The following is an 18,173-nucleotide window of genomic DNA, read 5'->3' as shown; positions in this document are numbered from 1 at the left end:
GAGGGGTCGCCGTCGTCAGCTTCTTCGTCTGGATCATCCGGCTGGTCGACCGGGCCGATGCAGCGCAGGCCACCGGTGATTACGTCGACATCTACGACCTGCAGGACTTCATGGTCCGGGTCGCGCTGGCAGTGAACATCGGCTTCACCGTCGCGACCGTGCTGCTCATCGTCGCCGCGATCACGATCTCGCTGCTCCTGCTCCGCGTCACCAACTGGCAGGACGCCCGCGGCCCCGAACTCGGTCCCACACTCCCCGCCCACTCACCCTCATACCCCACCCCCGGCCACCTCCCCGGCGGCCCGGCTCCAGCGCATCCGCAGGTCGGCCCACCGCAGTACGCACCCCGCCCCTACGACTCCACCCGAGGCACCTACGGCTCAGGCGGCTCGGGCTACGGCAACTACGGCCAGGGCGGCCACGGACAGGGCGGCTACACAGGACCACCCCAGCCGCCGACCCCGCCCGGAGGTCCGCCACCGGCACCCTTCCCGACCGACGGCAGCGGCCAGCACCAACCCCCACCCGGCGGCACACCCCCTTGGCACCGCCCCCGCTGACAACCCCGCACACGATCCCGGACGACCTCGCCGGGCAATGCGTGCGTGGGCCGGCACCCGCCCCCTCCCACCACCATTCACCAGTCCAGCGCAGTAGACCTAGAGGTACCAAAGCGCCGCGGTGGCGTCGTCGTGGCGTTTGCCGCGGAAGCTGCCGGTGAGCGCTGCAGCGTCGTAGGCCCGGACTCGATCGATCAACGCCTGCGGGCCTTCGCCGGTGAGCACTTCTAGGAGCTCCTCCCACGTGTGCCCGTAGCGCTCGGCATAGCGGGAGGCCCCGTCTGTCAGGAGTGCGACCAGCTCGACGTCGGCGCGTTCCGTAGTACCGGCGACTGCCTCGTACGCCGCCTTCGGTTCGGTACTCGCCACCCAGAACCCGCCCGCCTGGTTCCGCAGCCGCCGCACCGCCTCGAATGTGTACTCCGGCAGCAACTCGATCCGGTTGTCCGCCACCACCGTGATCCGCTGATCCGGAGAACGCAGGACGACCGGCGAATCGGCGAGCACCAGATGCTCGACCTCGCCCGCAGTCGCGCGCACGATCGACACCGTCGACGACGGGCTGTCCGGATTCGCCAAATCGCAGGTCGACGCGTGCTCGGCACACACCGCGGCGATCGCATCAGCCAGGAGGTCCGCCAGCGGCGCCTCCGACCGCCCGAGCAGCGGCACCACCAACTGCCGGCCGAGTTGCCCGACCAACCACGCCACCGTGTGCCGGCAGCCCGAATCGACGCCGGGCGGCGCGGTCGCCCCATCCAGGATCACCACGAACTCGGGCCCGCTCAGCACCAGATCCTCGTTGACAGCAGGCGCCACCCGATCCGGCGCGGGCTGACAGGCTGAGCGGAGCTCCACCCGTCCATTCAACCTTGCACGGACGCCGGACCCCGAGCCCTGTCATGCGCTGCCCAGGTGTCGATCAGGGACTGGTCGAGGCTGATCTGGCAGGTCCAGCCGAGGTGCTTCTCGATCAACGTCGTGTTCGCCTGTTGCCAAGGCGCCGCATCCGCGGGCGAACCGGCATGCCCCGCGTGGACCGCGCCTTCGACGACCTTGGTGGGGATCCCACTGAGCTCGATCAGCCGGTGGACGACGTCCCGCGCCAGCGCTGCCCTTCCCGATCCGACGTTGAGCACGGGCGGCAACTTGGCATCGGTGAGCGCGGCTGCAACCGCCGCTGCCGCGATGTCCCGGACGTCGACGTAGTCCCGCCAAGCTTCCAGGGACCCCATCTGCAGGGTGTCGGTGGTCCCGACCTGCCGGATCACCCGGCCCACCAGAGTGGAGGCGGGCGACCCCGGCCCGGTGATCTGGAACGGCCTCAGCAAAACCGCGTCGGCACCGTTGCGCTGCGCCCGGAGTACCAGCTCCGAGCCGGCGAGCTTGGTGAACCCGTACGGCGCGACCGGGCGGAGGTCCACTTGTTCGTCCTGGCTCGTGCCGTGCGGCGCCCCGCCGTACTCCGCGGCGGAGCCGAAATGGACGAACCGGGCGTTGGTCGCGTGGTTCCGCATCGAGGAGAGCAGTGCCTCGACCGCGACGACGTTCCCCCGGGTGAGCTGGTGCACATCACCGTGGGTAGCAGCGGCAGCGTTGATGATCACGGTCGGTTTGTACCGGCCGATCTGCGCGTCCAGGGCATAGCTGTGCCCCGTGGCGAGGTCGAACTGCCGGTGGGGATCGCCCGTACTCCGGGTCATGCCCCGGTGCTCGATGCCGCGCTCCGCCAGCAGCGCGCAGATCTTGGTCCCGAGGAAGCCGCCGGCGCCGAACACCATCACCCGCTCTGATCCGGTCACCTGCACCATCTTGCCTCCCGTCGTTGTCGATCCCCTGAACTTTGTCCGTCGGGGTCGTCACAATGCAGGGGAACCGAGAGGAAGTGCTGTGGCTGACCGCAAGCACGGGCGCCCCGCGCCTGCCACCGAGACCACGATCCGCGACTGGGACGACGCCGACCCGTCCGGGCAGACCTACGCCAAGGTGCTGTTCATCGATTCCGACCTGACCGAGATCGCGAACCAGGGCGGGGTGTTCGAGGAATGCACCTTCCGCGGCGTTCGGTTCAACGCCTCCACCCACACCGATGCGGCGTTCGTGAACTGCACCTTCGTCCGCTGCTCGTTCTTCGACACCACCTTCACCCGCTGCAAACTGATGGGCAGCATGTTCGACGACTGCGCCTACAGCCTGCTCAAGGTCGAAGGCGGTGACTGGTCCTTCGTCGGCTTGCCGGGCGCCGATCTGCGAGGTGCGGAACTGCGGGGCGTGAAACTACGCGAGGCCGACCTGACCGGTCTGCGGGCGGCCAAGGCGATCCTGACCAACGTCGACCTCACCGGCGCCTGGCTGCACCATGCCGATCTGTCCGGCTGCGATCTCCGCGGCTCCGACCTGTCCACGCTCGACCCGCTGACGGTCGAACTGAAGCACGCGATTGTCGATCTGACCCAGGCGATGGTGATCACCGAGTCCCTCGGCCTGGACGTCCGGCCCTAGCCAAGGTGTGGATATCTTCCGTGTTATGACCCCTTCATCCCCCGAATAGTCCACAACCTGTGGATAACCTTCCACCCCTCCACGGCTCGGCTTCCAAGGTGGTGAAGGGGGAGATCAGCGAGCCCGGGCCACTGGGCGGCTCGCACGCTGGATCGGGATGGGGCGGAGGGCCAGTTCGCCGCGGCGATGACGTGCGGGTGGTCTCCCACGCATCACCAGTACTGCGCTGTGCTCCACGACGTACGCGGGACTCGTCAGGGTCTGGACCCGGATGAGTACCTGCAGTGCGGCCGCCAGGCCGACACCGGCGAAGGCGCCGAGCGTGTTCGCGATCAGGTCATGCAGTTGGCAGGATCGGCCCAGCGGTGGAATCAGCGCCTGGACCGCCTCCACGGAGGCCGACAGCCCGATTCCGGCGGCGATACTGTCCGCCGGGCGGCCGCTCGCGAGGGTAAGCATTCCGGCGGCGGGGATGAAGAGCAGGACGTTGAGCAGTCCCTGTAGCGAGGTGAGTCCGCCGGTGGTGGTCAACTGGGTCCCGCAGGTGCCGATCCCGCCCAGGTGGTGGCCCGTGGGGCTGAGCGTGGCCGCCAGGATCAGCGCGATCGAGGCCGGCAGCAGGAACGACGCCAGCCGCGGTACCAGGTCACCCCGGCGGCGGACCGAGGAGATGACGAGGGGCAGCGCCATTCCGGTCAGCACGAGCCACGTGTCCAGCAGGTGCGGGATACCGCGATAGGTCTCGAGCACGTGTCCGGATCCTCCGTCGTCAGCCGGGACCCCGCGCAGCCCCGACCGGACCCCGCGTGATCACGTCGTCAGTGGTTCGTCCCGATGACTTCCTCATCAGACGATCAGCTGTCGGCGAGGCCGCCCGCTAGGCCGATCCAGACATCTGCACGCACCCGCAAACCAGCCGTGCAGTCCCCGTGACAATCCGTGCACCAACTGTCACGCCATTCACCTTTTAGTAGCCCAAGGCAACCTCTCTCGACTTGATGCCATCGGCAACGTCTTGGGACTACCTCGATCCCGGGCTGACAAACCCCTTGCGCCAAGGTCCGGAGCACCTGCACCATCCGTGGATGGACGACACGCCCCAGCGCTTCCCAGACGCCCTTCCTCCGCTACGCTCAGCGGCCCTCGAAGCGGGCTTCACCATGTCTTGCGACGAGCGCACCGGCAGCCTGCTCGCAGTACTGGCAGCCGCCCGCCCCGGTGGCAGGATCCTCGAGCTCGGCACAGGTATTGGCGAGGGAACCGCCTGGCTCCTCAGCGGCATGGACCAGGGCTCCCACCTGATCTCGGTCGAGCTCGACTCCGCCGTCCAGGCGGTTGCCCGCGCCCAACTGGGCTCCGATCCACGAGTGACGTTCGTGACCGGAGACGGCGGCGACTGGCTCGAGGCCTACGACGGCGAGCCCTTCGACCTGGTGTTCGCCGACACTTGGCCAGGAAAGTTCACCCACCTCGACCGAGCCCTGAGCCTGGTCACCAGAGGCGGAACCTACCTAATCGACGACCTGCTTCCACAGTCCGGCTGGCCCGAGGACCACCACGACTCGGTCAGCCAACTGCTCGCCGACCTGGACGCCCGCCAGGACTTCCACTCCGTCCGGTTGACCTGGTCAACCGGCCTCCTGATGGCTGTACGAACCAAGTCCTAGGGACGGGCTCTAGGCGTCCTTGTGGCTGGTGATGTTGATCAGGTTGCCGTCAGGGGCGCGGACGAGGAACCGTCGCAGGCCCCAGGGTTCGGTGGTCAGCGGGTGGACGATCTCGAAGCCCCGTCGTTTCGCGTCTTCGTACGCCTCTTCCACGTCGTCGCCGACAGCGACCGAGATCACCGAGTCCTCCGGAGCGGTGGCGTCGCGGGTGACGAGTTGAACGACAGCCCGTCCGTCCGGTGACTGGAATCGGGCGACCCAGCCCATATTGAGCCCCTCATCGCTGAGCCCGAGGTAATCCACGTAGAAGTCGCGAGCTTCGCCAATGTCAGGAACAGACAGGTTCGCAATGATGCGAGTGGGCTGCACTGCTGCCTCCATCTACCCGTAGCTGATGACGTGCCGACGATGCCCACGATACGGGCAGAATGACGACCTGCCCTGCGACCGACTTGGCGTCACGCGCCCAGTGCTCCTCAGCTCACTGGTCCGCGGTGAAGTCGGCGAGGAGCTCGGCGATGAAGGAGTGGGCATCGCGCACTGCGGCGGGATTGCGGGTCCGGTAGTAGGGGATCGCGATCATTCTCAGGGAGAGGACCCAGCCGCGGGCGCGGATCCAGGTGTCCTGGTCGACGCGCATCGCGTCGCGGAAGGCCTGTCGTGAGTCACCTTCGAACAAGTACCAGGCGGCCAAGAGATCACCGGCCGGGTCGGCGGCCCACGCAGTACCGAAGTCGATGACCGCAGCAAGTCTGCCGTCAACCACCAGGACGTTTCCCGGCATGAGGTCGCCGTGGATCCACCTGGGCGGACCGGCCCAGGTGTCCGCCGCCAGCGACGCCTCCCACGCGGCAAGCACCAGCCCGGTGTCGAACTCGTCGCGCAACTCATCCAGCGCCTCGCGAAAGAACGCGTCACGCGGCGCCAGCGGCGTACCCCGACTGAACGGGTCGTCCGGCGGAACCGGAGCACCGGTCGTGTCGACCGTCTGCAGGCAGTGAACGAACTCGGCAAGCTCACGCGCCGCGGCGATCGGGTCGGCGAGCTGATCCCGCTGGAAGGCCTCGCCCTCCAGCCACCGGTACACGCCCCAGCTGAAGGGATACCCCGCTCCAGGTGTCCCGAGAGCCAACGGCTCGGGTATGGCCAGTGGAAGGTGGGGGGACAGGCGCGGCATCCAGGTCAGGTCCTTCTCCACCTGACCTTGGTTCTGCGCGGTGCGAGGCAGCCGGACCGCCAGATCAGGACCCACCCGAAACGTCACGTTGTCCGTCCCCGACGCTGCGACGACCTGAACCGGAGCGCCGGCCCATTGCGGGAACTGCTCGGCCAACAGGCGCACCACCAACGACGCGTCGATGTCCACCTCGTCATCGTGCAACTTGGCGACCTTGGACATGGTCACGGAGTCTCACACCCACCTCGCTATCGGTCAACCGACTTCCAACCGCCCCCACTGCTGCGTTTTCCAGAGGGGCACGCAAAGGGCACGACCTTCTGATCCGGAGCCGCTGTTAGCAAGCCCGTCAGCGGGCGCACCGGCGTAGGGTTCCGACATGGTCTCGGCCGCACAGCATCGTCGTCGTAACTGGTGGGCAGTGATCGGTGCGGTCGTTCTGATTGTCGCGAACGTGGTGTGGTCCCGGTTGGCGGGTGCCTCGGAATGGACAGACTCAGCCATTTTCGGGTCGCCACTCGCTGCGTTGGTCGGGGCAGTGGCTGGGTGGGGAGTAGCGGTGCTCGTGGAGAGACGTGCTCGCTAGAACGCTGTCAGGGGAGTTGAATCCCGCCTCGTTCAGGATCAGGTCCGGCGGGCTCAGGGCGGGGCGAACGGGTTGCGCTGCGTTGCGGCGAGAGATTTTTTTGGGGCTGTGTCGATCCGTCGGCCGCTCGTTCGACCTGTGGGTGCGAGGGCCGAGAGGCGGCTCCCGAGGGACGAGGAGAACGCGATGTCGCAGTACATGCTGATCATGCGGGGCACCGATGAGACGAACGCGGCCATGATGGCCAACGTCGACGAGCTGATGGCCGCGACCCGCCTGTTCATCGAGGAGTTGGCGAAGGCCGGCGTCTACGTCGCAGCCGAAGGGCTGGACGATCCGGGCCAGGGTGTCGTGGTGCATTTCGGCGACGAGGCCCCGGTGGTCACGGACGGGCCGTACGGAGAGACCAAGGAACTGTTCGGGGGCTTCTTCCTGCTCGATGTCGCCTCGAAGCAGGAGGCGGTCGAGTGGGCCAAACGGGTCCCGGCGGCCCCCGGGTCCAAGATCGAGATCCGGCGGGTGCCCGGGGAGGACGAGGTCCCGCAGGACAGCGGGAAGTTCGTCAAGGAAGGGACCTTGCGCGAGAGCAGCGGCCGGATCTGATGGGTCCGGCCGACGTCGAGGCCGTCTGGCGGATCGAGTCGGCGCGGATCGTCGCCGCGCTGACCCGGTTCACCGGCGATTTCGGGCTGGCCGAGGATGCTGCCCAGGAGGCGGTGGCCGAGGCGCTGGTGTCATGGCCGCTCAGCTCTCCGACCAGTCCGGCCGGCTGGCTGATGGCCACGGCCCGGCGGCGGGCGATCGACGCGATCCGCCGCCGGACAGCCCTGCAGGACCGCTACGCGCTGCTGGCGGCTGACCCGGTGGTCGACGACGACATCGACCCCGACCGGATCGACGACGACATCCTGGCGCTGATGTTCGTCAGCTGCCACCCGGTGCTCTCCCCGGAGGCTCGGGTGGCGCTGACCCTGCGCGTGGTCGGCGGCCTGTCCACCGAACAGATCGCCCGCGCGTTCCTGGTCACCGTGCCGACCGTGCAGGCCCGCATCACCCGGGCGAAGAAGACGATCGCGGCGGCCGGGGTGCCGTTCGAGCTGCCGCCGGCCGGTGAGCGCCGGGTGCGGCTGGGCGGCGTGCTCAGCGTCGTCTACGTGATCTTCACCGAGGGGTCGACGGCCACGTCGGGCGACCGGCTGCTAAGCCCCGGCCTCGCGTACGAAGCGATTCGGCTGGCCCGCACGCTGGCCGCGCTGCAGCCGGACGAGCCGGAGGTGCACGGTCTACTCGCGCTGTGCGAGCTGACGGCCGCGCGCTTCCCGGCCCGGACCGACCCGGATGGTTCGCCGATCCTGCTGACGGACCAGGACCGGCGGCGGTGGGACTTCTCGGCGGTCCGCCGTGGGCTGGCAGCGCTGGCCATAGCATCGGTTCGCGGGCTCGGCCCCTACGGCCTGCAGGCTGCGATCGCCGCTGCCCACGCATCAGCGCCGTCGGTCGAGGAGACCGACTGGGATCGGATCGTGGTGCTCTACGAGGCGCTCGGCCGGGTCGCACCCTCGCCGGTGGTCGAGCTCAACCGGGCCGTCGCCGTGGCCATGGCCTCGGGTCCGGCGCAAGCCCTGGCCATCGTGGACGAACTGATCGCCTCGGACCGGCTCCCCGGTTCGCACTTGGTTCCGACCGTACGCGGTGAGCTGCTGGCCCGCCTCGGCCGGCGACCGGAAGCGCGCGCCGAGCTGGAACTGGCGGCCCGCCTGTGCACAAACCAGCGCGAACGCTCAGTACTCCTACGCAAGGCGACCGCCCTGAGCTGAGGCCTACAGCGCGGACGGAGGTCGCTGGCCGAGGACACAGAACTCGTTACCTTCGGGGTCTGCCAGTACAACCCACGATCCATCACCCTGGCCAATATCAACACGCTGTGCGCCGTGGGCCACCAGACGAGCCACCTCGGCGTCCTGGTCGTCAGGCCTGAAGTCCAGATGCAGTCGGCTCTTAGCCTTCTTGCTCTCATCAAGCCGGACGAAGTCCAACCCCGGCAGGCGATCCGGCTCCGGGCGGATCTCGAACTCGTCAGCAGAGGAGTGGACCACAACCCAACCAAGAGCCTCGGCCCACCACTGCCCCAAGGTCACCGGATCTACCGAGTGAACAATTACCTGTTCCCATTCCAAGGTCATCCGCCGAGCTTAGACATGCCAGGGCTTCAGAAACAGGCACTTTAGTTCGGAGAAGCCAGCCCAGCATGGCGCGTGCCCCGTGTCTTCCCGTCTGCCGTTCAGCCCACGCGTAGCGCGATCCGGAGACGCCAGAGGGACCGAGATGGAGCGGATGGGGCATGCCAGCTCGCGGGCGGCGATGATCTACCAGCACATCTCGAAGGACCGGGACCGACACATCGCGTACGGCTACGGTTGCCGTATGCCTGAAGACGGTCCGCCGGAGCTATCACCGGATCCCGCGGACGTAGTAGTGACAATCACCCGGATCGTCGCTTCTCCGTGGCCGACCACCGAAGGCGAACGGCGCGCCATGTTCTCCGAGATGGCCTTCCTCGAGCGCAGCCCCGCCACCGAGCCGCCGGAACGAACAGCCGGCATCTTCAGTACCTCCCTTAGCGATGAGGTTGCCGGCTCCTGGAGCACCTTCAACGGCGAGTTTCTCGGCCTCAGCTTCTTCCTCTACCTCTCACCTGACCCAACCGACCCGAAGCCCAGAGCTGGCTATGACGCCTTGAGGCGTCTCTTGTCTGAAGCCTTCGGGGCACCCGTCGAGGAGTGGGGTCCGGCACACATGCCGGCGAGCGCCTGGACCATCCGAGGCCTCGTGTTGTCCATGTACTGCCACGGCCGGGGAAACGGCTGTGTGCAAGTTGGCCTTGAACATGCCGAGCGAACAGCCGCAAACAGCGCCGCCAGGGAGCCGGAAATCAGGCTCTGACCTGAGGAAAGAAGGTTGTGGAGACGAGGGGACTCGAACCCCTAACCCCTGCCTTGCAAAGGCGGTTCAGGCACTCCCGCTGGCCTGAGCGGTCAGACCGTGAGCCTGGGCTCGGCTGGTTTCTCCCCGTGAGTGACCGACCGAGCCCACTGCCGCGTTCTCGTAAGGGCACGCAGAGGGCACGACCGCTTAGCACGTCTCCTCGACCACGAGCAGGGACCTGCGCTGGTCGTCCTTAAACTCCCCCGCCTGAAAGTCCGTGTAATCGTCCACCGAAGCACCCCCCTTGCCGTCCAGGTAGGGGCGGATCATCGCCGTGAATTTGTCCCGGTGCTCAAGGGTTACGTCGCGGATTTCGTTCGCATAGGCGTGCAGGACTCGAACCTGTGGGTCGTCGATCAGTCGTTCGATGCGTTTCCAGGGCAGATCTCCCCCACGCAACTGCCAGCGAGCGCCGGTCTCATCCGTGTACTCGCCGGATCTGATCGGTTGGTACCAATCGATCGACGGCCCTGCTGGCTCCGGGTTCGCGGTGACTACCTCGTCGACCATGCCAGCGAAGGTCTCGTGGCGGTCGTGCTTCCGATTGCGTCCCATCCGTCCATCATCACCCGATCGGAGCGCCGTTGGGTTCTCAACCGCCCAACCTTGCGTCTTCCCGTCTGCCGTTCAGCCCACGCGTAGCGCGATCCGGAGACGCCAGAGGGGACAAGGTGGAGCGCCCTACCGGACGAACGACCTTGTCCCCTCTGGTGGCTCCTGATAGGTCCTGACTGGGCTGAGCGGCAGGCGGGAAGACGCACCCCCGACCAATAGGCCGGCCGATTCGGACCGTCATCCCGGAGTCGTGAGGCCCCTGCCGGAGGCAGATTGTGTGTCGTGATCAGGCCCGACAGTCAAGCGGCTAAGACCGACGGGTTAAACCGGCGATCAGACGCCTGGCTCGTTGGCCGCTGGCAGCTGGTCTCGTGTGTATCGAAGTTGCATTCCACCCGTTGGCCCGGCGAGGACGGCGCCCTGGCGCCGCCCGCAGCCGGGCCTTTGCGCGCCGGAGGCGCGCCTTGATCCATAAGAGCCAAATTCGGCAGAGGGCTAGAGCAACCGGGCGGTGTAGCCGTGCTGGACCAGCTCGTCGTATGCCTGCTTGACGTTGTCGGGCATCGGCTGCGGTACGGCGAATCCGCGTTGGGCGAAGAGGTCGATTCGCTGCGTGTCGCCGACGAGCATATTGAGGACGCGGTCGACGTCGCCGATGGTCTCGATGTACTCGGCTAGGGGCAGCGGCAAGGATGCACAGATCGGGTCGACCTCGGGCCAGATCTTGCGGCACGTGGCGTAGGCCCTGCGCTGCTGGTAGGGCCTGGAGATGAGGGTTACCGACTTGGGGAAGATGCCACGTTCGGCGAGTGCAGCTCGGGTGAGGACGATGTTCTCGCCGGTGTTGGTGGCCTGGGATTCGAGGATCATGGCATCGGCTGGGACACCCAGCTCCTGGGCGTGCTCGGCGTAGTGGATTGCTTCGCCTCGGGGGAACCGCTCGACGGTCGTTGGCGCATTCGCGCCGGTGAACACGATGAGCGGGAACATGCCCTGGTGGTACAGCTCGGCCGTGTAGGTCGCGACGCCCAGGTCGTGGCTACCGAGTCCGACGCCAACGTCGGTCGGACGTAGCTCGTGGTGCATGTTGTGGTAGTCCCACAGGACCTGAGTGGCCTCAAGTACATCGGTTGGTACCGCAGTGCTTGGACTCATTCGGGGATCGTAAAGGTGTAGGTCCAGGCGAAGCGACTGGCCGCGTGCACGCCTCGGGCGAACTCGACCACACGACCCGTACTGGTCACCGTGCGACGGTGCAGGATCATCACCGGCTCGCCCGCCGTCAGCTCCAGCTGCCCCATCTCGTCGGGTGCCGACTGTCCACTTCCACGACCTCCGCCACACCGGCAACACCCTGGTCGCTGAGAATGGCGCAACGCTGCGGGAGTTGATGGAGCGCATGGGGCACGCCAGCACTCGCGCGGCTCTGATCTACCTCCACGTCTCCAAGGGCCGGAGTAAGCACCTGGCCGACGGCCTGAGCACGCTCATCGATGCGGCTCGGAACGCGGGGGAGTCGAAGTGAAAGGGCACGCGGAGGGCACGGAGACTTCGGAGATTCTCTCGTTGCCTGGCCGGTCAAGCTGCGAATGTGGGCGTGACCTGGGGAAACGTAGTTGTGGAGACGAGGGGACTCGAACCCCTAACCCCTGCCTTGCAAAGGCAGTGCTCTGCCAGTTGAGCTACGCCCCCGTGGGGTGGTCAGCGACCGGGTGTGACCGGGTCGACGGCCTCGGCCCAGAGGTCCTGCTCGGCGCGGGCCTGCTGGGTCTTCTTGTAGGCGAAGTATCCACCGATGCTGGCCAGCAGTACCAGCAGAATCTTCTTCAGCACCGGTGACTCCTTGGATGGACGTTCGGGATGTGGGCCTAACAGGATTTGAACCTGTGACCTCTGCCTTATCAGGGCAGCGCTCTAACCAACTGAGCTATAGGCCCGCGTTACGGGGTGAACCCGGGAGAGATTACCGCACTCGGTGCCCGTCTCCCAAACCGGTTCCAGCCGGACCAGGACCTCGCCCGACCGGAACCAGGTCACCGGGCTCAGTCCTCGCTCGCGAGGGTGACTTCGAGGCCGCCCAGCAGCGTGGCGGCGATGTTGTAGAGGAACGAGCCGAGCGTCGCCAGCGCGGTGATGATGAGCACGTCGGCGCACGCCAGCAGCGTGGTGAAACCCATCACCTTGCCGGTGTTGACGTAGTTCTCGATCCGGAACGGCTCGGCCGACGGGGTGCCCAGCACCTCGGACACCGTGTTGTTGATGTTGTCGAAAACGCCCGCCGCACCGATCGCGGACCAGACGATGAACACCGCGACCCAGGTGACGATGCCGAAGGCGATCGACAGCAGGAACGCCGTCTTCATCACCGACCACGGGTCCAGCCGGGTCAGCCGCAGCCGCGCCTTCCGGGTCTGCGGCCGGGTCGATGTCTTCACCGTCGGCTCGGTGGCAACCCGGACCTTCGGCTCCGAACTGCCCTGCGTCGCCGCTTCCTTGACCGCCGCGGCCTTCTCGAACACGGCCTGCTTGGCCGCATTCACCTTGTCGCCGAAGGTCTCCGTCGTCGACTTGCCCGGGATCGACTTGGCCGGCGTCGAGAGCTTGCCGGTCTGCCCGTACGCCGAAACCGGCGGCGGACTGGCCAACCCAGGGGCAGCACCGGAAACCGGACCAGGGCTGGGCAGCCGTGGCTCCGGACGCCCAGGCGTACTGGGATTCACCACCGGCCGTGGCGTCGTCGGGGGTGCCTGCTTCACCACCGGTCGCACCGGTGGCTGCTGCGGAGGACGGGCCGGCTTCGTGGCGGAAGACCCCGACTGGTTGGCCGGAGGAGGCGTGGCCGGTCGCTGCGGCGGGCGGAACTCCCCGGGCTTCGGGGTGTTCGCAGTACCGGGTCTGGGCTGGCCGCTGCCGTTGGAAGCAGGGTTACGACCGTTGGAGGTCGGTGTGGCCGGTGGGGTCGACTGGCTCTTCCCGGCGGTCCCTTGTGAGGGCCGCTGGGATTTGGAGTTGTCTGCCGCCCCATCAGGCCATGTCGGCCTCGCGCGGTTGGTCATCAGATGCCTTCCTGGCCGGCTTCGTCGCCTTCGACGGTAGCCGCGTCCTCGATGTCAGTCGAATGCTGGTCATCATTCTGGACGCTTCCAGGGGCGGGTTCGGTTGTCGATCCGTCCACATCCTGGGCACCTTCGGCACCCTCGAGGCCATCCTCGGCCTCGTCGTCACCGATGGTGAGGTCGGTGTTACGCGCGATCGCGACCACGGCGTCGGATTCGCCGACTCCGGCGAACCGCACACCCATCGTGTCGCGGCCCTTCACCGGCACACTGTCGACCCGGCTGCGGACGACCTGGCCGCTGGCCTTGATCGCGAGCACCTGGTCGGCGTCGACGACGATCAGCGCACCGACCAGTGAGCCGCGCTCGTCGTTCAGCTTGACCGCCTTGATGCCGAGCCCACCGCGGCCCTGCTGCCGGTACTCCGAAACCCGGCTGCGCTTGGCGTAACCGGCATCGGTCACGGTGAACACGTACTGCGCGTCCTCCTCCGACCCGGCCCGGATCACGGACATCGCCAGCAACTCGTCGCCGTTGCGGAACTTCATCCCGGTGACGCCGGAGGTGGCGCGACCCATCGGCCGCAACTGCTCGTCGTTCGCGGTGAAGCGGATCGACTGGCCCTTCTTGGAGACCAGCATCAGATCGTCCTCGGCGGAAGCCAGCTCGGCGCCGATCAGCTCGTCGTCGTCCTCGCGGAAGTTCACCGCGATGATGCCGCTCTGCCGGGCCGAGTCGTAGTCGGTCAGCGCCGTCTTCTTCACCAGGCCGCGCTTGGTGGCCAGCAACAGGTACGGCGACTGCTCGTAGTCCCGCAGCGTCAGGACCTGGGCGATCTCCTCGTCCGGCTGGAACGAGAGCAGCCCGGCCACGTGCGAGCCCTTGGCATCTCGCGCCGACTCCGGCAGCTGCCACACCTTGGCGCGGTAGACCCGGCCCTTGGTGGTGAAGAACAGCATCCAGTGGTGGTTCGTGGTGGCGAAGAAGTGCCCGATCTCGTCCTCGGCGCGCAGCGCGGCACCACGAACGCCCTTACCGCCACGGTTCTGGGTGCGGTACATGTCGGTCTTGGTGCGCTTGGCGTACCCGCCGCGGCTGATGGTGACGACCACGTCCTCGTCCGGCACCAGGTCCTGCACGGACAGGTCGCCGTCGGCCGCGATGATCTCGGTCCGGCGCTCGTCACCGAACTTGTCCACGATCTCGGCCAGTTCGTCGCGGACGATGTGCCGCTGCCGGACCGGGTCGGCCAGGATGTCCTCGAGGTCGGTGATGATCGCCTCGAGCTCGTTCAACCGGTCGATGATCTTCTGCCGCTCCAGGGCGGCCAGCCGGCGCAGCTGCATGTCCAGGATCGCCTGGGCCTGCACCTCGTCGATGTCCAGCAGCTGGATCAGCCCCTGCCGCGCCTCCTCCACGTCGGGGCTGCGGCGGATCAGGGCGATGACCTCGTCCAGCGCGTCCAGCGCCTTCACGTAACCGCGGAAGACGTGCGCGTTCTTCTCGGCCTCACGCAGGCGGTAGCGGGTCCGGCGCTGGATGACCTCGATCTGGTGGTCGATCCAGTAGGTGATGAACAGGTCGAGGCTCAGCGTGCGCGGCACGCCGTCGACCAGCGCAAGCATGTTGCAGCCGAACGTGTCCTGCAGCTGGGTGTGCTTGTAGAGGTTGTTCAGTACTACGCGCGGTTGGGCGTCCCGCTTCAGCACGATCACCAGCCGCTGGCCGGTCCGGGACGACGTGTCGTCGCGGATGTCGGCGATGCCGTTCATCTTGCCGGTGTTGACCAGCTCGGCGATCTTCTGCGCCAGGTTGTCCGGGTTCACCATGTACGGCAACTGGCTGACGACCAGGCTGGTCCGGCCCTTGGCGTCTTCCTCGATGTCGACCACCGCGCGCATCGTGACCGAGCCACGGCCGGTGCGGTAGGCGTCGTCGATGCCCTTGTAGCCGACGATCAGCGCGCCGTTCGGGAAGTCCGGGCCCTTGATGTGCTCCATGCACGCCGCCAGCACCTCTTCCTGGCTGGCGTCCGGGTTCTCCAGGCACCAGTTCGCGGCGGCCGCGACCTCGCGCAGGTTGTGCGACGGGATCATCGTCGCCATCCCGACCGCGATCCCGGCCGAGCCGTTCACCAGCAGGTTCGGGAAGCGGCTGGGCAGGATCACCGGCTCCTGCGAGCGCCCGTCGTAGTTGGGGCGGAAGTCGACCGTGTCCTGGTCGATGTCGCGCACCATCTCCATCGCCAGCGGCGCCAGCCGGCACTCGGTGTACCGCATCGCGGCCGCCGGGTCGTTACCCGGCGAACCGAAGTTGCCCTGGCTCTGGATCATCGGCGCGCGCATCACCCACGGCTGGGCCAGCCGGACCAGGGTGTCGTAGATCGCCGAGTCACCGTGCGGGTGGTACTGACCCATCACGTCACCGACGATGCGCGAACACTTGGAGAAGCCCCGGTCCGGCCGGTAGCCACCGTCGTACATCGCATAGAGGATGCGGCGGTGCACCGGTTTGAGGCCGTCACGCACCTCGGGCAGCGCGCGGCCGACGATGACGGCCATCGCGTAGTCGAGGTACGACTGCTGCATCTCCGTCTGCAGATCGAGGGGCTCGATCCGGTCGTGTCCAGGAGAAATGGGGGTCTCGGTCATCTGGTGCTCGTCCCGTTCAAGTCAGTACGTCGGTGAGGTCGGCGCTGCGAGTGGTTCGCCAGGGCAGGACCCTGGCGACCCTCAGATATCAAGACGGTGCTAGATGTCAAGGAAGCGAACGTCCTTGGCATTGCGCTGAATGAAGTTGCGTCGGGCCTCGATGTCGTCGCCCATCAGGGTCGCGAAGGTCTCGTCGGCGCGGGCTGCGTCGTCCAGGGTGATCTGCAGCAGCACCCGGTTGGCCGGGTCCATCGTGGTCTCCCACAGCTCCTGGGGATTCATCTCACCCAGACCCTTGTACCGCTGGGTGGCGTTCTCCTTCGGCAGCTTCTTGCCCGCCTCGTGGCCGGCCACCATCAGGCCGTCCTTCTCGCGCTCGGTGTAGGCCAGCTCGTGCGCCGAGTTGCTCCAGCGGATCTTGTACAGCGGCGGCTGGGCGGCGTACACGTGGCCGCGCTCGATCAGCGGGCGCATGAAGCGGAACAGCAGGGTGAGCAGCAGCGTCCGGATGTGCTGGCCGTCGACATCGGCGTCGGCCATGATCACGATCTTGTGGTACCGCAGCTTCTCCTCGTCGAAGTCCTCGTGGATGCCGGTACCGAGGGCGGAGATGATCGCCTGGACCTCGTTGTTCTGCAGGACCTTGTCGATCCGGGCCTTCTCGACGTTCAGGATCTTGCCACGGATCGGCAGGATGGCCTGGAACTTCGGGTCCCGGCCACCCTTGGCGGAGCCACCGGCCGAGTCACCCTCGACGATGTAGACCTCGCACTCCTCCGGGTTCGTCGACTGGCAGTCGGACAGCTTGCCCGGCAGCCCGCCGCCGCCGAGCAGTCCCTTGCGGTTGCGGGCCAGCTCGCGCGCCTTGCGGGCGGCGATCCGGGCACTCGCGGCCGCGGTGGCCTTGCGGATGATGTCGCGGCCCTCGGCCGGGTTCTGCTCGAACCAGGCGCCGAGCCGGTCGTTGACGACCCGCTGGACGAAACCCTTCACCTCGGTGTTGCCGAGCTTGGTCTTCGTCTGGCCCTCGAACTGCGGATTGCCGAGCTTGACCGAGATGATCGCGGTCAGGCCCTCCCGGATGTCGTCGCCGGTGAGCCTGTCCTCTTTCCTCTTGATCATGCCCTGGTCCTCGGCGAACGAGTTGACCAGTGAGGTGAGCGCGGCCCGGAAACCCTCTTCGTGGGTGCCGCCCTCGTGCGTGTTGATCGTGTTCGCGAAAGTGTGCACCGACTCCTGGAAGGAACCGCTCCACTGCATCGCCACCTCGAGGCTGAGACTGTCGTCGCCCTGGGCCGCCTCGAACGCGATCACGTGGTTGTGCACGGTCTCGCGGATGCCGGTCAGGTACTTGACGTAGTCGATCAGGCCGTCGTCGTACTTGAACGACTGCTCGACCGGCTGGCCCTCGGCGGTGTGGTCCGGACGCTCGTCCCGGATCACCAGTTCGAGGCCCTTGTTCAGGAACGCGTACTCGCGGAACCGGGTGGACAGCGTCTCGAACGAGTACGTCGTCGTCTCGAAGACATCCGGGCTCGGCCAGAAGGTGATCGTGGTGCCGGTGGAGTCCGACGTACCGATCTCGGCCAGGTCCGCGTCCGGGACGCCGACGGTGAAGGACTGGGTGTACAGCTTGTCGTTCTTCCGAACGTCGACCTGGAGCCGGGAGGACAGCGCGTTCACCACGGAGACACCGACGCCGTGCAGACCACCGGACACCTTGTAGCCGCCGCCACCGAACTTGCCACCCGCGTGCAGCACCGTCAGGACGACGGTGACGGCCGGCTTGCCCTCGGACTCGACGATGTCGACGGGGATGCCACGGCCGTTGTCGACGACCCGGACGCCGCCGTCGGGCAGCAGGGTGATGATGATCTTGTCGCAGTACCCGGCCAGCGCCTCGTCCACCGCGTTGTCGACGACCTCGTAGACGAGGTGGTGCAGACCCCGCTCACCGGTCGACCCGATGTACATACCCGGCCGTTTGCGCACCGCGTCGAGGCCCTCGAGGACCTGGATCGCGCTCGCGTCGTACGCCGTCTCGACGACGCTGGACTGGATCTCACTCAGCTCAGGTAGTTCGACTTCGGTGCCGGTGCTGTCGGCGGACTGGATTTCATCGGTCTCGGTCGGCTCGTCGGTCACCGGCTGTTGTCCTCCTCGGACCCCGCGTGAACGGGGCATCGATGCACAATGGAAGCCGCTCATACTGTGTTCATCAGCAGAGCGGCTTTCTCAATGGCTCCAGTCTACCTGTCGACCGAAGCAGAACCTGCCATGAGGCGGCTGAAACTCATGCCAGGGCGTCTTTTCGCCCTCCTGGCCATGTCCCCTATCGCGGGTGGGGGCTCGGAAAGCGCTCACGGCCCCTCAGTGGCTTCTGATCGGATTGCCACTGACAGTCTGATCGGCGAGACCCGGTGCCCCGCACCCG

General features: G+C 67.0%; 19 protein-coding genes, 2 tRNA genes and 1 pseudogene. 7 read left to right on the top strand and 15 right to left on the bottom strand.

Annotation, left to right across the window (positions count from 1 at the left end; translation table 11 throughout):
• A pseudogene (locus VFG33_RS33730) lies at positions 1-560 on the top strand (hypothetical protein); the annotation flags it as partial.
• 99 nt (positions 561-659) lie between these two features.
• Here the strand turns inward: VFG33_RS33730 and VFG33_RS33725 are convergent.
• Complete coding sequence (locus VFG33_RS33725; protein WP_325057055.1) at positions 660-1,418, bottom strand: protein phosphatase 2C domain-containing protein; 759 nt, start codon at positions 1,416-1,418, stop codon at positions 660-662.
• Between the two features lie 8 nt (positions 1,419-1,426).
• Positions 1,427-2,371, bottom strand: coding sequence for an NAD-dependent epimerase/dehydratase family protein (locus VFG33_RS33720; RefSeq protein ID WP_325057054.1), 945 nt, complete (start codon positions 2,369-2,371; stop codon positions 1,427-1,429).
• Between the two features lie 79 nt (positions 2,372-2,450).
• Here VFG33_RS33720 and VFG33_RS33715 point away from each other — a divergent pair, with 79 nt between their 5' ends.
• Complete coding sequence (locus VFG33_RS33715) at positions 2,451-3,062, top strand: pentapeptide repeat-containing protein (protein ID WP_325057053.1); 612 nt, start codon at positions 2,451-2,453, stop codon at positions 3,060-3,062.
• Between the two features lie 114 nt (positions 3,063-3,176).
• Here VFG33_RS33715 and VFG33_RS33710 read toward each other — a convergent pair whose 3' ends face one another.
• Positions 3,177-3,812: a VanZ family protein gene (locus VFG33_RS33710; RefSeq protein ID WP_325057052.1), complete on the bottom strand. Its 636-nt coding sequence runs from the start codon at positions 3,810-3,812 to the stop codon at positions 3,177-3,179.
• A gap of 335 nt (positions 3,813-4,147) precedes the next feature.
• Here VFG33_RS33710 and VFG33_RS33705 point away from each other — a divergent pair, with 335 nt between their 5' ends.
• Positions 4,148-4,729 carry an O-methyltransferase gene (locus VFG33_RS33705; RefSeq protein ID WP_325057051.1) on the top strand — a complete coding sequence of 194 codons (582 nt, stop codon included), beginning with the start codon at positions 4,148-4,150 and terminating at the stop codon, positions 4,727-4,729.
• Between the two features lie 9 nt (positions 4,730-4,738).
• Here the strand turns inward: VFG33_RS33705 and VFG33_RS33700 are convergent, their stop codons facing one another.
• Together VFG33_RS33700 and VFG33_RS33695 are read right to left on the bottom strand one after the other, a co-directional pair.
• Positions 4,739-5,098, bottom strand: a complete 360-nt coding sequence (locus VFG33_RS33700; RefSeq protein WP_325057050.1) for a VOC family protein — start codon at positions 5,096-5,098, stop codon at positions 4,739-4,741.
• A 112-nt stretch (positions 5,099-5,210) separates the two neighbouring features.
• Positions 5,211-6,128 (bottom strand): aminoglycoside phosphotransferase family protein, encoded by a 918-nt coding sequence (locus VFG33_RS33695; RefSeq protein ID WP_325057060.1) that lies wholly within the window; start codon positions 6,126-6,128, stop codon positions 5,211-5,213.
• 550 nt (positions 6,129-6,678) lie between these two features.
• Between VFG33_RS33695 and VFG33_RS33690 the strand changes: the two genes are divergently transcribed.
• Positions 6,679-7,095 (top strand): YciI family protein, encoded by a 417-nt coding sequence (locus VFG33_RS33690; protein WP_325057049.1) that lies wholly within the window; start codon positions 6,679-6,681, stop codon positions 7,093-7,095.
• The gene (locus tag VFG33_RS33685; protein ID WP_325057048.1) at positions 7,095-8,309 is read left to right on the top strand and encodes an RNA polymerase sigma factor; all 1,215 of its coding nucleotides are present in this window, start codon (positions 7,095-7,097) and stop codon (positions 8,307-8,309) included. The genes VFG33_RS33690 and VFG33_RS33685 overlap by 1 nt, the downstream gene beginning before the upstream one ends.
• A 3-nt stretch (positions 8,310-8,312) precedes the next feature.
• On the opposite strand, the gene VFG33_RS33680 is transcribed toward VFG33_RS33685, so the two are convergent.
• Positions 8,313-8,675, bottom strand: coding sequence for a VOC family protein (locus VFG33_RS33680; RefSeq protein WP_325057047.1), 363 nt, complete (start codon positions 8,673-8,675; stop codon positions 8,313-8,315).
• A gap of 142 nt (positions 8,676-8,817) precedes the next feature.
• Between VFG33_RS33680 and VFG33_RS33675 the strand changes: the two genes are divergently transcribed.
• The gene (locus VFG33_RS33675) at positions 8,818-9,435 is read left to right on the top strand and encodes a hypothetical protein (protein ID WP_325057046.1); all 618 of its coding nucleotides are present in this window, start codon (positions 8,818-8,820) and stop codon (positions 9,433-9,435) included.
• A 189-nt stretch (positions 9,436-9,624) separates the two neighbouring features.
• Here VFG33_RS33675 and VFG33_RS33670 read toward each other — a convergent pair whose 3' ends face one another.
• The 3 genes from VFG33_RS33670 to VFG33_RS33660 form a co-directional block, all read right to left on the bottom strand.
• Positions 9,625-9,987: a hypothetical protein gene (locus VFG33_RS33670; protein WP_325057045.1), complete on the bottom strand. Its 363-nt coding sequence runs from the start codon at positions 9,985-9,987 to the stop codon at positions 9,625-9,627.
• A 540-nt stretch (positions 9,988-10,527) separates the two neighbouring features.
• A complete protein-coding gene (locus VFG33_RS33665) occupies positions 10,528-11,187 on the bottom strand; it encodes a YdcF family protein (RefSeq protein WP_325057043.1) in 660 nt (219 codons plus the stop codon).
• Positions 11,184-11,333, bottom strand: a complete 150-nt coding sequence (locus tag VFG33_RS33660) for a UTRA domain-containing protein (protein WP_325057042.1) — start codon at positions 11,331-11,333, stop codon at positions 11,184-11,186. Before VFG33_RS33660 ends, VFG33_RS33665 begins: the two co-directional genes overlap by 4 nt.
• Positions 11,334-11,341: 8 nt before the next feature.
• On the opposite strand from VFG33_RS33660, the gene VFG33_RS33655 reads away from it, so the two are divergent.
• Complete coding sequence (locus VFG33_RS33655; RefSeq protein WP_325057041.1) at positions 11,342-11,557, top strand: tyrosine-type recombinase/integrase; 216 nt, start codon at positions 11,342-11,344, stop codon at positions 11,555-11,557.
• Positions 11,558-11,651: 94 nt separating this feature from the next.
• On the opposite strand, the gene VFG33_RS33650 is transcribed toward VFG33_RS33655, so the two are convergent.
• The 6 genes from VFG33_RS33650 to gyrB all read right to left on the bottom strand — a co-directional run bounded on the left by VFG33_RS33650 (position 11,652) and on the right by gyrB (position 17,923).
• Positions 11,652-11,724 (bottom strand) — tRNA-Ala (locus VFG33_RS33650).
• 9 nt (positions 11,725-11,733) lie between these two features.
• Positions 11,734-11,865 (bottom strand): DLW-39 family protein, encoded by a 132-nt coding sequence (locus tag VFG33_RS33645; RefSeq protein ID WP_238334715.1) that lies wholly within the window; start codon positions 11,863-11,865, stop codon positions 11,734-11,736.
• A 30-nt stretch (positions 11,866-11,895) separates the two neighbouring features.
• Positions 11,896-11,969: transfer RNA gene (locus VFG33_RS33640), tRNA-Ile, on the bottom strand.
• A 105-nt stretch (positions 11,970-12,074) separates the two neighbouring features.
• The gene (locus VFG33_RS33635; protein WP_325057040.1) at positions 12,075-12,800 is read right to left on the bottom strand and encodes a DUF3566 domain-containing protein; all 726 of its coding nucleotides are present in this window, start codon (positions 12,798-12,800) and stop codon (positions 12,075-12,077) included.
• 287 nt (positions 12,801-13,087) lie between these two features.
• Positions 13,088-15,739 (bottom strand): DNA gyrase subunit A, encoded by a 2,652-nt coding sequence (gene gyrA / locus VFG33_RS33630; protein ID WP_325057039.1) that lies wholly within the window; start codon positions 15,737-15,739, stop codon positions 13,088-13,090.
• Positions 15,740-15,838: 99 nt separating this feature from the next.
• Entirely contained in the window at positions 15,839-17,923 is a 2,085-nt protein-coding gene (gene gyrB / locus VFG33_RS33625; RefSeq protein ID WP_414673004.1) for a DNA topoisomerase (ATP-hydrolyzing) subunit B, read from the bottom strand.
• Between the last annotated feature and the right edge of the window lie 250 nt (positions 17,924-18,173).

The sequence above is a fragment of the Kribbella sp. genome (assembly GCF_035687465.1).
In the GTDB taxonomy this organism is placed as follows: Bacteria; Actinomycetota; Actinomycetes; order Propionibacteriales; family Kribbellaceae; genus Kribbella.
The sequence above is the reverse complement of the archived record's forward strand: the minus strand, read 5'-3'. Positions and strand labels throughout refer to the sequence as shown.

Coding starts and splice junctions, on each gene's coding strand:
- VFG33_RS33720 (WP_325057054.1), bottom strand. CDS start 2,371: ATGGTGCAGGTGACCGGATCAGAGCGGGTGATGGTGTTCGGCGCCGGC.
- VFG33_RS33705 (WP_325057051.1), top strand. CDS start 4,148: ATGGACGACACGCCCCAGCGCTTCCCAGACGCCCTTCCTCCGCTACGC.
- VFG33_RS33695 (WP_325057060.1), bottom strand. CDS start 6,128: ATGTCCAAGGTCGCCAAGTTGCACGATGACGAGGTGGACATCGACGCG.
- VFG33_RS33690 (WP_325057049.1), top strand. CDS start 6,679: ATGTCGCAGTACATGCTGATCATGCGGGGCACCGATGAGACGAACGCG.
- VFG33_RS33685 (WP_325057048.1), top strand. CDS start 7,095: ATGGGTCCGGCCGACGTCGAGGCCGTCTGGCGGATCGAGTCGGCGCGG.
- VFG33_RS33680 (WP_325057047.1), bottom strand. CDS start 8,675: ATGACCTTGGAATGGGAACAGGTAATTGTTCACTCGGTAGATCCGGTG.
- VFG33_RS33675 (WP_325057046.1), top strand. CDS start 8,818: ATGGAGCGGATGGGGCATGCCAGCTCGCGGGCGGCGATGATCTACCAG.
- VFG33_RS33670 (WP_325057045.1), bottom strand. CDS start 9,987: ATGGTCGACGAGGTAGTCACCGCGAACCCGGAGCCAGCAGGGCCGTCG.
- VFG33_RS33665 (WP_325057043.1), bottom strand. CDS start 11,187: ATGAGTCCAAGCACTGCGGTACCAACCGATGTACTTGAGGCCACTCAG.
- VFG33_RS33660 (WP_325057042.1), bottom strand. CDS start 11,333: ATGGGGCAGCTGGAGCTGACGGCGGGCGAGCCGGTGATGATCCTGCAC.
- gyrA (WP_325057039.1), bottom strand. CDS start 15,739: ATGACCGAGACCCCCATTTCTCCTGGACACGACCGGATCGAGCCCCTC.
- gyrB (WP_414673004.1), bottom strand. CDS start 17,923: ATGCCCCGTTCACGCGGGGTCCGAGGAGGACAACAGCCGGTGACCGAC.